General features: G+C 48.3%; 12 protein-coding genes. 10 read left to right on the top strand and 2 right to left on the bottom strand.

The window, feature by feature from the left end; all coding sequences use genetic code 11:
* Positions 1-406: 406 nt before the first annotated feature.
* Both AB3R30_RS08265 and AB3R30_RS08260 read left to right on the top strand, forming a co-directional pair.
* Positions 407-571, top strand: coding sequence for a DUF2256 domain-containing protein (locus AB3R30_RS08265; protein ID WP_458648693.1), 165 nt, complete (start codon positions 407-409; stop codon positions 569-571).
* Between the two features lie 11 nt (positions 572-582).
* Complete coding sequence (locus tag AB3R30_RS08260) at positions 583-1,545, top strand: isoaspartyl peptidase/L-asparaginase (protein ID WP_458648692.1); 963 nt, start codon at positions 583-585, stop codon at positions 1,543-1,545.
* A gap of 41 nt (positions 1,546-1,586) precedes the next feature.
* On the opposite strand, the gene AB3R30_RS08255 is transcribed toward AB3R30_RS08260, so the two are convergent.
* The gene (locus AB3R30_RS08255) at positions 1,587-2,093 is read right to left on the bottom strand and encodes a hypothetical protein (RefSeq protein WP_458648691.1); all 507 of its coding nucleotides are present in this window, start codon (positions 2,091-2,093) and stop codon (positions 1,587-1,589) included.
* 2 nt (positions 2,094-2,095) lie between these two features.
* On the bottom strand, positions 2,096-2,689 hold the full coding sequence (locus AB3R30_RS08250) for a hypothetical protein (protein WP_458648690.1): 594 nt from the start codon (positions 2,687-2,689) through the stop codon (positions 2,096-2,098).
* Positions 2,690-2,820: 131 nt separating this feature from the next.
* Here AB3R30_RS08250 and AB3R30_RS08245 point away from each other — a divergent pair, with 131 nt between their 5' ends.
* The 8 genes from AB3R30_RS08245 to AB3R30_RS08210 all read left to right on the top strand — a co-directional run bounded on the left by AB3R30_RS08245 (position 2,821) and on the right by AB3R30_RS08210 (position 12,537).
* Positions 2,821-3,426, top strand: a complete 606-nt coding sequence (locus AB3R30_RS08245) for a Uma2 family endonuclease (protein ID WP_458648689.1) — start codon at positions 2,821-2,823, stop codon at positions 3,424-3,426.
* Positions 3,427-3,462: 36 nt separating this feature from the next.
* A complete protein-coding gene (locus tag AB3R30_RS08240; protein ID WP_458648688.1) occupies positions 3,463-5,076 on the top strand; it encodes an ATP-dependent DNA ligase in 1,614 nt (537 codons plus the stop codon).
* A gap of 139 nt (positions 5,077-5,215) precedes the next feature.
* Positions 5,216-5,962 (top strand): 6-phosphogluconolactonase, encoded by a 747-nt coding sequence (gene pgl / locus AB3R30_RS08235; RefSeq protein WP_458648687.1) that lies wholly within the window; start codon positions 5,216-5,218, stop codon positions 5,960-5,962.
* 176 nt (positions 5,963-6,138) lie between these two features.
* Complete coding sequence (locus AB3R30_RS08230; protein WP_458648686.1) at positions 6,139-6,915, top strand: FHA domain-containing protein; 777 nt, start codon at positions 6,139-6,141, stop codon at positions 6,913-6,915.
* Positions 6,916-7,050: 135 nt separating this feature from the next.
* Positions 7,051-8,574 carry a protein kinase domain-containing protein gene (locus AB3R30_RS08225; RefSeq protein WP_458648685.1) on the top strand — a complete coding sequence of 508 codons (1,524 nt, stop codon included), beginning with the start codon at positions 7,051-7,053 and terminating at the stop codon, positions 8,572-8,574.
* Between the two features lie 139 nt (positions 8,575-8,713).
* Positions 8,714-10,162, top strand: a complete 1,449-nt coding sequence (locus AB3R30_RS08220) for a sensor histidine kinase (RefSeq protein WP_458648684.1) — start codon at positions 8,714-8,716, stop codon at positions 10,160-10,162.
* 120 nt (positions 10,163-10,282) lie between these two features.
* Positions 10,283-11,104 (top strand): 4-hydroxy-tetrahydrodipicolinate reductase, encoded by an 822-nt coding sequence (gene dapB / locus AB3R30_RS08215; RefSeq protein ID WP_458648683.1) that lies wholly within the window; start codon positions 10,283-10,285, stop codon positions 11,102-11,104.
* Positions 11,105-11,667: 563 nt separating this feature from the next.
* Positions 11,668-12,537: a phosphate ABC transporter permease gene (locus AB3R30_RS08210; RefSeq protein WP_458648682.1), complete on the top strand. Its 870-nt coding sequence runs from the start codon at positions 11,668-11,670 to the stop codon at positions 12,535-12,537.
* The last annotated feature ends 7 nt before the right edge of the window (positions 12,538-12,544 follow it).

Genomic DNA, 12,544 nt, shown 5'->3' with positions numbered 1-12,544 from the left:
TTGTTTGCGTAACGCAATGTGTGACTTTCTTGAAACTGCCTAAAAGCAGCCCACCCTGCGGGAAGCGAGCTACACCCTAGCCCTCTCCCGCAGGAGAGGGAACCAGAAATCTCTTAAAAGCCCCTCTCCTGCGGGAGAGGGGTTTGGGGTGAGGGTTCTTAGTTGCACATCGCGTTGCGTATGTCTTTGTAGGAAATACTTTAAGTGATGTGAGGTGTTGCATCTAGGCTTAATTGAATTTTTCGCTGCCAGAAATTATAAGAGTTAGGGTATCAAAGCAAAAAGTTAACTCAGTTTCCTTGTACTAAACTTCCTTGTACTAAACTGACGGTGAGCGTATTCATTCTCAACTGTAAGCATTTTTCTCAACTCAAAACTCAAAACTCACAATTCAAAACTTCTGCTCATGCCACGTGGAGTTTCTAAATCGAATTTGCCCACAAAAATCTGTCTGGTATGCCAGCGTCCTTTTGCTTGGCGTAAAAAGTGGGAAGATTGCTGGGATGAAGTAAAGTATTGCTCCGATCGCTGTCGTAAGCGACGCTCGGCAGCAAGCACAAGTGACGACTAGGAGATTAAGGCATGTTGGCTGATCGGGTGCAACCGAAGATTATTATTCATGGCGGGGCGGGCAGTTCCTTAAAAGGGAAGGGTGGATTAGAGCTAGTCCGACGATCGCTTCATGCTGTGCTGGAAGATGTATATCCAATGCTGGTGGCGGGGGCTGCTGCGGTGGATGCGGTTGTGCGCGGCTGTCAGCTATTGGAAGATGATGCGTGTTTTAATGCGGGTACGGGATCGGTGCTGCAATCGGATGGACAAATTCGCATGAGTGCGGCGCTGATGGATGGCACAGCACAGCGGTTTAGTGGCGTGATCAACGTGTCGCGGGTACAGCATCCGATTGATTTGGCGTTGAAGTTGCAAGAGTCGAGCGATCGCGTCCTTTCCGATTATGGCGCACTGGAATTTTTGCGAGAGATCGGCTTGCCTACCTACGACCCAACCACCGAAATTCGTCTCCAGGAATGGATACAGGAACGGGCAGGCAACTTTTCGCGAGAGATGGCAGGCGTTGTCGCTGAAAAAGAATTGGTTGATAGCGAAGCCGGACGCGGCACCATTGGCGTAGTCATATTGGATGGAGAAGGTCGGGTAGCAGCCGGAACTTCCACGGGCGGCAAAGGGTTTGAGCGGATTGGGCGGGTCAGCGATTCTGCCATGCCAGCGGGGAACTATGCCACGGCTCAGGCGGGGATTAGCTGCACGGGCATTGGGGAAGACATTATTAACGAATGTTTGGCGGCGCGGATTGTGGTGCGCGTGGCAGATGGCATGACTCTTCACCAAGCCTTCGATCGCTCCTTCACCGAATCCTACAAAAACCAGCGAGATTTGGGCGCGATCGGTCTGGATGCAACGGGCGCGATCGCGTGGGGCAAAACCAGTGAAGTACTATTGGCGGCATACCACACCGGCGACGCGATCGGCGATACCCTGGAATGGTCGGACGCTGACTTAGTGGGTAGCATTGGGATGGAATAGTTTTGAGCGATCGCGCTCTTGCCTATAAGTTATACAAGCAGTTAAAGCCCTTGACCAAGGCGCTGAGTGAGTTCTATTAACTTCGCCTCTAGCTCATTGATTCGCTGTTCTTGTTGCAAGGTAATTTGCTCAAGGCTAGCTAACCGCTGCTCAGGCGATCGCGCGTCTAAATTACCATTAAATATATCAACCAGTTTTTTCCAACTTCGGTGCTTAACTCGAATATCGTGAACATCGCGTAAATATTCATAAGTAGCATTAAAGCTGCCAAATCGGGCTTCGAGCAGTTTTTGCGTCCAACAGGTCGTTTGAGTGAGTTGGTCAGCATCCAGCATTTTTGGGTTTAGATCAAGCAAACGTTCTGTTTTGTCACCTGTCTTACCAGACTCAGCCTTAGCGTAGGCATAGCCAGTACGTAAAGCAGCATCGGCAACTTCGAGCGTATTGTCAGCTAAATCACGACCCAATTGTTGCATTTTGTGAATGCCCTGTTTAATGTCACTCAGTTTTTGGGTCGTTTCCTTAAGAGAATTTGTTAGTTTACCCATACCTATTGGTCATCTAATAAAGATCGATTGATATTTGCGGGTGTTTCATCAGCCCACTCTTCAGGTTTTGCAGATCCTATCGGGTGAGCTTTTGGCACCATTGCACTGATATCAGTGTTGAGCAGTCGGTTCGCGGCTGCCAGCAACCGTGAGAATCGCTGCCAAATAGTGAAAATGCCCCCTTCAGCCTTCACTTCCTCATAAGCAGATTCAAATGTTTCCAAGAGTTTTGTAGTTGCTTGCATCTGGTCAGTCAGGGCATCTACTTGACCTGCCAAATCATTCCCCCAATTTTCTACCTGACTTCGCATCTCTGAACTGTGAACTAAGGCGTTTTGCAGCCTTTGTTTTTCTTGTTGAACTGCCTCAAGAGTACTGCCTAACAATTGCAGTTTTTGATTCATGCTAACCAGATTTTGCTTAGCTTCTGTCTGGCGACGAACAAGCTGACCACGACTAATCGTTAGACTTCGATAGGAATCACGCAGTTCTTTGTAGGATGTTTCTAACTCTTCACGATTTAATTCATCAGTATGAAGTGGAAATTCAGTGACACTTTTATAGTCCTTGTATCCTGCCATTGTTTGCTTGCCCATACACGTTTCTTAGCTCCAAATTGACACAGTTCATCGTTTTGCAGCAACTCAAACCAAATCTCTTTACGAAAGCTAAGCATCATATATGGTGAAGAGAGAACAGACTATCAAGCCTTGGGAATTAAAATGCCATGATTGCCCAAATCGAGAAAAGAATCTATACCGCTGAAGAGTATCTGGAACTGGAACTTGCGGCTGAAACGCGCAGCGAATATCGCAATGGAGACATCATCCCGATAACTGGCGGCACCCCTAACCACAACGATATTTCTGGGAATCTCTATATCCTGCTTAAATCTGCGCTCAAGGGCAAGGATTATCGAATTTTCTACGCAGACCAGCGGATAAGGATTCCAGCGGTTAATCTCTACACTTATCCTGATGTCGTGGTGGTGCCCAAGCCGCTGGAACTTCAAACCGGACGCAAAGATACCATTGTGAATCCTTGTTTCATTGCTGAAGTGCTATCTAAATCTACTCAAAACTACGATTCTCCTGCGGAGACGCTATGCGATCGCAGCGAAAAGTTTGCCGCCTATCGCACCATTCCCACCTTTCAGGACTATCTTCTGGTCGATCAACATCAAGTTCACGTTGAACATCATGTGAAAACTGCCGTCAATCAATGGCTGTTCTCGGAATACGATGATCCAAATGTCGTGTTGTCGTTTAGCGCTTTTGAGTGTCAAGTTCAAATCGCCGACCTGTATGAAGCGATCGATTTCACTAGCGTCTAGAGTTTTAGTAGCAGCAGACAGTAGCAGCAGGGAGATATGCAGCGGTTCACGCAGTTGTTTCAGCAGGTGGATGCCACCACCTCAACGAACGGAAAAATTCGGGCGTTGCAAGCCTATTTTCAGGCGGAAGAGGCTCAAAATGCGGTGTGGGCACTGTATCTGCTGTTGGGCAAAACTCGTAAGCGGCTGATCACGTCTCGAATACTGCGGGATATTTTCCTGCAAATCTCCGATATTCCCGAATGGCTGTTTGAAGATTGCTATGCCCAGGTTGGCGACACTGCCGAAGTGATTGCGCTGCTGCTTCCTGCTGCCGTCCCTTCACTCTCTACTTCCCATTTCCCTTTACACCATTGGATGGAAGTGATCATTCCTCAAGTCAAAGCCGTGAAGTCGGAAGTGGCTTTAAAAGAACTGGTGATTTCTTGGTGGTTTTCCCTCAGTTCTGTGGAAGTGTTTGTGTTGAATAAGGTATTAACGGGCGCGTTTCGGGTTGGGGTTTCGACCAAGCTGGTGATTAAAGGATTGGCGGCAACATCGGGCGTGTCGGAAGCAGTGTTGGCGCATCGGTTGATGGGCGATTTTGTCCCCTCGATCGCCGCTTACACCCAACTAATCCAGCATGAAGAATCGGCGCGTGTCCCTAGTCAGCCCTATCCATTTTTTCTGGCATCGTCGTTGGAAGAAGATAAGTTTGCGTTGGAAACCTTGGCTCATTGGCAGGCTGAATGGAAATGGGATGGCATTCGGGCGCAGATCATTCGCCGCAATGGAGAAGTCTTCATTTGGTCGCGGGGCGAGGATTTGATTACCGAACAGTTTCCCGAACTTGCCCAAGGATTTTTAGCGTTGCCCGACAGCTTGGTGTTTGATGGCGAGATTGTCTGCTGGCAGGACGATCGCCCCCTCAGTTTCAACCATCTGCAAAAACGGCTGGGCAGAAAGCGGGTGACGCAAAAAATGATACAGGAAAATCCAGCCCATTTGATTGCTTACGATTTACTGGAATATGAGGGTTTGGATATTCGCGAAACGCCCCTACGCGATCGCCGTTCCCTGCTTGCAGCATCCCTACAAATTGCTGATCCTGCTGTGGTTACTCTGTCCGAAACCATGCCGATTGAGTCGCTGGAAAATTTGCGATCGCTAAGGGAACAAGCCCGTGATCAAGCAGCCGAAGGCTTGATGATCAAAGCCTTAGATAGCCCTTATTTGGTGGGTCGAAAACGTGGCTACTGGTGGAAATATAAAGTTGATCCAATGTCGTTGGATGCGGTGTTGATCTATGCTCAGGCAGGTAGCGGCAAACGGGCAAACCTATTTACCGACTACACGTTTGCGCTATGGCAAGGCGAAGATCTGGTGCCCTTTGCCAAAGCCTATTCCGGTTTAGATAATAAAGAAATTGACGAGCTAGACCAATGGATTCGCAAACACACGATTGAGAAATTTGGACCCGTGCGATCGGTGGAACCCATTCACGTCTTTGAAATCGGGTTTGAAGGCATTTCTCAATCCAACCGCCACAAATCCGGCATTTCAGTCCGCTTTCCTCGCATCTTGCGCTGGCGAAAAGACAAACCCGCCCCCGAAGCCGACGCGATCGCCGCTGCCCTCCAACTACTAGAAATCACTTATAGCAACAGATGAATAGATTAGGACACAAAAATCCTTGAGAAGTAAAGAATAACGGACAGTTGTTGTCTTAACCTTTCCTCGTACCGTTTTAACAGCCAGACAAACCTTAAACCTTTTTGGCTCAAGCATCTCCATTCAACCCTTAGCCCTTATGATTTTGAGAGTTGTGATGGAAGTGGAAACAATGCAGACGATTGTGGAAGTATTGCCCGATAAAAATGAATTGATTGCGCGATCGCTGGAAATCGTGCTTGCCAAAATTGAAGACGCGATCGCCCAGCGAGGCATCGCCACTATCGCTCTCGCAGGCGGCAGCACCCCCAAACCCTTATATGAAAAACTAGCAGAGCAAGATCTCCCCTGGGAAAAAATCCATATATTTTGGGGTGATGAGCGCTACGTGCCTGCCGACCATCCCGACAGCAACCAGGGCATGGCACGACGCGCATGGCTGGATCAAGTGCCATTGCCAGCCGCCAACATTCACCCCATGCCCACGAGCGCACCTGACCCAGCCGATGCTGCCGCCCAACACGAAGCCGAACTGCAAGCCTTTTTCAAACTCTCAGCCGGAGCCTTCCCCGCCTTAGACATCATTCTCCTAGGAATTGGTGATGATGGACACACCGCATCGCTGTTTCCCCATACCGATGCTCTCCAGGTGCGCGATCGCCTAATCACCGTTGGCAACAAAGATGGACAACCCCGCATCACCTTCACCGCGCCCCTAATTAACCATGCTCAGACCGTTCTCTTCCTGGTTGCCGGAGCCAGCAAACGCCCTGCCCTAGACCACATTTTCGCTCCCGAAGACGACGACACCCTCTACCCCGCCCGATTAATCCAGCCCCAAGGCGAACTTTGGTGGCTACTTGATCGCGCCGCTGGGGAAGAGTGACGAAACTCGAAATATCTCCTAGATCAACGCTACGCGAACAAAATTCAAAACTCAAAGCTCAAAGCTCAAAACTCAAAACTCAAAACTATCCCTAACCCCGTCCCCAAAACCCACCCCCTGTTGTACTCAATCGCCGCGATCGCGAATATGATAGTCCTGAGAACTATGAAAACGCTATGATTGTTTGTCCAAATTGCAATCATCCCAATCCCGATGGTGCTGTGCAGTGTGAAGCTTGTTACACGCCCCTTCCAGCTACATCCGCTTGCCCAAATTGTGGGGCGATCGTTCAAGCAGACGCAAGCTTTTGCGGTCAGTGTGGATTTAACTTACGTGCTGCTGGAGTCACTTCTGCGGCGGCTGAACCCGATAACATACCTTCGCCTGATATGGCTCCCGCGATCGCCCAGACTCCAGCAAGTGTTTCGGAGCTAAGTGTTCCCGACTCACCCACACCGCAACCTTTAACCTTCGTGCCTAGCATTTTAGCTGAGCCAATTGAATCGGTGCCCATCTCAGTTGCGCCGCCAGCCGTAGCTGCATCCATTGAGCCAGTTGAGCCAGCAGCTACGGCTGGTAATCTTCCCATAGCGGTTCCCCGCGAAACAAGTACCCAACTCCAAAAACAGACCGCAAAGCTCCTACATATCCAAACCAATACCACTGCCGAGCTACCCCAAGGTTTGATGGTGATTCATATTGGCAAGCCGAACGATCGCATCCCGCCTGATATCGACGTGTCTGGCTTTCCCCATTCTGAAGTTGTTTCGCGCATTCATGCAGATATTCGGCTAGAAGGAGATAGCTATTATATTGAAGATGTCGGTAGTTCCAATGGAACCTACATTAACAATTTGCCCTTAGCCATGGGGAATCGCCATCGGCTGCGACCCGGCGATCGCATTGGGCTAGGGAAAGGTGATAAAGTGACATTTCTCTTCCAACTTTCGTAGATTCCTCTCAAAATTGAGTTACGTTAGATGACGGAGACTCTTTTGAACCTGCTTAAAAGACTGCTGAAAATCGTCCGCACTGAACCTCAGATCTTCATACACTGTTTGTAATTCATTCTGGTTCTCCTATCGCCTTTGAATGAAGCCTTCGATCAACGGGCACCAAAGCACCGTAGGATAGAAGCAACTTTCTGGCATCAGAAGCGCAGTCCGCAGTACAAATTTTCGGCTCTACCTGCCAGCGTGATTACCCTGACCTTGTTGCATCCCATGCAGTCCGTTCCCGTTCAAAGCTGGATCTTTGAACATGAGTCTGTTGTTCGGATTGGACGCTCTACCGATAACCATGTGATTTTATACAGCGCCGTTGTCTCTCGACATCACGTTGAAATTCGTCAAGGGGAAACAGGCTGGGAAATTGTCAACTTAGGAGCAAACGGCACGTATCTTGAAGGACGACGAATTACAAAAGTTCCAGTTGAAGACGGCGTAATTATTCGACTGGCGCGCTCTGGACCGAACGTTCAAATTCATCTTGGCGTAAAAAGCGCTGATACGGCTTACCCTGCATTAGGTGAGAAAACAGTTGGTCAGCGTACTCGCCCTACCTCCACTGCGGCAGCTAATGTCCAAACTTCTGCACCTAGCTCTGAGTTAACCCCAACCTCCAGCCAAGATCCTCAAGCTGATATTAGCAATACGGCTCAGAGCGCTGAGCAACGCGGCACTCATGCCCAAACGGTAGTGGATGTGGAAAGTCAGGCGCTACCCAATTCTGGACTTAATTCCGACGATAAACTAATTCTTTCAGCGTGCTGCCAGCGCTATGTTGCTACAGAACGCTTGTTTTGTCTCGATTGTGGCAAACCGCTGAATACCTTGGGCACGATTGATGCATATCATGTTGTGAAGGTGTTGGAACACGATCGCTTAGGCATTACCCAATTAGTTTGGCAAGATGGGCAAACGTTCATGCTGCGAACTTTAAACCCTGAATGGGCTAGCCATACCGAAGCGATAGAGTTGTTTGAACAAGAAGCTGAGCAACTGCTGAAGGTAAACCATCCCATGCTGCCTCGGTTTATTGATGTTTTTGTTGCAGGTGGACAACCTTATCTGGTGATGCAACCGCTGTATGGGCAGTCGTTACAGCGAGTGATTGCGACCACGGGTGTTGTTTCTTTACAGCAGGCGATCGCCTGGGTGCTTCAGGCATGTCATGCTTTAGAGTATCTGCATCAGCAAACTCCTCCTCTGATTCATCAAGATATTTGCCCCGAAAATTTGCTCCGGCGGGCGGCGACAAATTCAGAAATTACCCTCGTAGGTCTTTATCCCTGTAGAAGCCTAAAAATGGCAATTCAGCCAGACTTTGCTGGATACCCTGCCCCTGAACAACAGCAAGGACAGGCATTTATTGCATCCGATTTGTATGCGCTTGCCCCAACCTTAGTTTATTTGCTCACTGGAAAACCTCCCAACACCTTCTATACTCAGCGCGAACAGGGCTATCGGTTTTATCCAGAGTATGTGCCAGGACTTGATGCTGAACTGGTGCCAATTTTGCGAAAACTTACCAATCCTGCGCCAGATGAACGGTATTCTTCTACCCGCGAGTTAGTTGAAGCCCTACAAGAACTGGTGCCCATTGGAGTTTAGACTCTGAAATAGTCGTTTCAAACCCATTTCTCTTAATTTTTTCTCTAGTTTAGAGAAGGGTTGTTAGAGCATGGAATAATTTGGGCAGTCTGATAAGATTACTTTTTTCAAGCGATTTTATCTTCAGGACATCTTGCCTGTGTCACGTCAATCCTGTCAATCGCTGGCTCCAACCCTATCCGAGGGAAGCTATGAGGCTCTACACTTGGAGTCTACGCTGCAAGACTTGCCTTTGCATCGATTTGAAATTGAAATCCGGGATGCGGGATGGCAACTTGCCGAGGTTTTTGAACATCATCCGTTTCTGCCAGGAGCCGTTTTAGTCAATCAAGGCACCTACGTGGGCATGTTGTCGCGACAACGACTATTAGAATATTTGATTCGTCCCCATGGATTGGATATTTTTCTGGCGGAGCCACTTCAGGTGCTTTACAGCTATGCTCGATGTGATGTATTGGTGCTGTCGGGAACTACGCCGATTTTGGTTGCGGCTCAGCAAGCTTTGCGGCGATCGCCTGACCTATTAGGTGAACCCGTGATTGTTCAAGATGACCAGACCTATTTCCTATTAGATATTCACGAACTCAATATTGCCCACTGGCAAATTCGCGGCATTGAAACACAAGTGCGCTATGAACGCATTCAGGCGCAAATGATTCAGAATCATAAAATGGCAAGTCTAGGACGATTAGTCGATGGGGTTGCCCATGAAATTCTAGATCCAGTTAGCTTTATTTGGGGTAATCTCAGCCATATTGCCAGCTATAGCAACGATTTACTCACCTTGCTAGATGCTTACGAACAGCACTTGTCTATCCCTCCAGCAGCGATTACTCAGCTAAAAACTGACCTGGATATTGATTATTCGCGCCAAGATCTCCCCAGAGCGATCGCCAGCGTTAAAACAGGGGCGGAACGCTTGTCTAAGCTAGCCTCCAGCCTACAAAACTTTTGTCATATTGATGAGGTTTACCCAAAACCAGTTGATTTGCATGAGGCGATCGATGGTATTTTGTTGTTACTCAAAAGCCGCTTGACCAGCGAGATTCAAGTGATTCGTCAGTATGGTCAGTTGCCACCCGTGTTGTGTTTTCCAGGGCAATTGCAGCAAGTTTTCATGAATATTTTAAGCCGTTGTTTAGATACCTTGTTGAATCAGGCAGTTAGCCAAGAACTTGATCAAGCGTTTCGATCGCGTCATGCTTCCCAAAACCCTGCCGTTTCTACCAAACCTACGATTCAAATCACCACTCAAGTTTGCTCCATAGCAATGGGCGATCGCGCTCCGGCTCGGTGGGTGTTAATTTGCATCGCTGACAATGGACCCGGTTTATCGTCTGAAGCGCAGCAAGAGATTTTAGAATCATTCTCCGTTAAAAAACGGGCGGAAAAAGAAACTAGCCTTGCCGTGAGCTATCAAATTGTCACCGCCAAACACGGCGGCAAATTGTGGGTGAGATCGCGAGGCGCAACCCTAGGCGACTCCCGTACCAAACACTCAGACCCTCCACCCATTCATCCCGGTTACCCAGAAAACCCAATCCACGTCGGGGGCACTGAATTCGAGATTTTGTTACCCCTGGGATAGTGGAGTTTGAGTTTTGAGTTTTGAGTTTTGAGTTTTGAGTTTTGAGTTTCCTACCCTCTCGCCCCTCGCCTCTCGCCTGTCTTAAAATAACCAAAGTCATTAATTTCTAGGTATTTAGCTATGGCAGACCCGATCCCAGTGTTGGTGAATGGTGCGGCGGGCAAAATGGGGCGTGAAGTCGTGAAAGCGATCGCCCAAGCAGACGATATGACCCTCATGGGAGCCGTCGATCGCAGCCTTGAATATTTGGGGCAAGATGCCGGAGAACTGGCAGGCTGTGGCGCATTAGAAGTTCCGATTACCAACGATTTTCAACCGATGCTGGCATTTGTTTCTCAAGAAAAACAGCCTGCTGTGATGGTTGACTTTACCCATCCCGACTCGGTGTATGAAAATATTCGGACCGCGATCGCCTATGGAGTTCGCCCGGTTGTGGGCACCACTGGACTTAGCCCCGCTCAAATTGCCAACCTGACTGAGTTTGCCGATAAAGCAAGTATGGGCTGTCTGCTGATTCCTAATTTTTCTATTGGCATGGTTTTGTTGCAACAGGCAGCCATTCAAGCCTCTCAGCATTTTGACCATGTGGAAATTATTGAGCTACACCATAATCAAAAAGCGGATGCTCCTAGTGGAACCGCTTTGCAAACGGCTGAACTGTTAGGAGAAATCGGCAAACCCTTCAATCCACCCAGCGTCGAAGAAACAGAAAAGCTTGCAGGCGCACGCGGCAGCCTCACAGAAGACGGTATTCGGATTCACAGCATTCGCCTACCTGGACTGATTGCTCACCAGGAAGTAATTTTTGGGGCACCGGGTCAGATCTATACGCTACGTCATGATACGAGCGATCGCGCTTGCTACATGCCGGGAGTTTTGCTTGCCATCCGTAAAGTGATGCTGTTGAAATCGTTGGTTTATGGTCTAGAAAAAATTCTGTAACGCCAGTGTCTAAGGTCCCCTACAAGTTACTCAATCTTGGGCTGTGATATCGATCAACCGATTTGCTTGGGTCGATCACCACGATCTCGACCCAAGCAATGAATAATCTAGTAGACCTAGCAAATTGTTTTGTGAAGTCGCACCGAAAGTCGTAGTGCTAACTCAAGGCATTAAAAGAAAATCGCCTGACCCTTAAAAGCCCCCAGGGTCAGGCTGTCTACCTGTAAAAACGCTTTTCTAACTGAAAAAACTAAGCCAACATAGTTGCCCCCTAGTTACTTAGCTTTTCCGAATTACGTTCTTTTCAGATGTATCTTAATTTTGCGGCATAGTGGTTCCATAATCCATCCGCATAGTCCCGAATATTTTACTGGATGCCATATGAAAGCTAGAGCAAGATCTTGCGTAAATTTACTTTAGATTTATCTCAGTAGATTTTTCATCCTAGAAATTGCAGAGATACTTTCCTGTAGCTTCACTTGTTCGTCTGTACTAAATCCCATTCACTACAGACGAACCACAAGTGTTAGGCTCATAGCAATTATCTGAGTATTTGACCCGTCATGCTAGTTCCTCTTACCCGAAAAACTTTTGAGACTCTGATTCCACTAGTCGCAACGGGAGGGCAATATGCCTATTTTTGGGGCAAGCCACGCGATGTGTTGAAGCGGGTTCTAATCTCGGTGGTTGGCATCTTCGCGATCGTGCTGATTCGGGTGCTGCTGTTTGGGGTGATTCCCGATGGCATTCTATTATTTGTCGGGTTAGCCATTGGGCTGTATTGGATTTGGGGACCGATCCTATGGGCAAGCCTACGCAATATCGAATATCGTCGATACGGTTATGCTGGCTTTTGGCAAGGTCGAATAACGGATATTTTTTTGACAGAAGAACTGATTGGCACTGAAGAAAATGTTAATAATCGGGGGGAATTAGTCGTTGTAGAAAACCGGGAGCGCTGCTTGAATTTAGAAGTGGGCGATGAAACAGGCTTTACGGCTCGGTTGCAGGTTCCACTTAAGCGATATCACCGCGCGATCGACTTAGGGGATGTGGCAGAAATGCTAGTGCTGTCGAATCGGGGCGATTTGGGACGTATTGCCCAAACGACTGATATTTACATTCCGGATCATAATCTTTGGGTAAGCGACTATCCCTATTTACAGCAGGATGCCTTTATTGATGTCAGCCGGAGGCTAAGTACTCAATTTCCTGAGGCAGTAAATCCTGTGGAAAATCCGACGGAAACTGAGCCTATCCGCCTTAAGCGAACTCCAAAAAGTGCGAATTCTCAGGGTAGCGCGCTCACACGCAGCCGAGCCGATGAGTCACCCGATCGCCGCAGACGCAGCACACCAGCAGTCGAGTCTGATTATCAGCCAACGTCGTCTCAAAAACGGCGATCGCGTCGTTCCACGAACAACGATTGGTAGTTCTCAA

It is taken from the genome of Sivoneniella epilithica UHCC 1019 (assembly GCF_040830845.1).
Lineage (GTDB): Bacteria > Cyanobacteriota > Cyanobacteriia > Leptolyngbyales > Leptolyngbyaceae > ULC077BIN1.
Note: the sequence above shows the minus strand (reverse complement) of the source record. Positions and strands in the feature narration are given on the sequence as shown.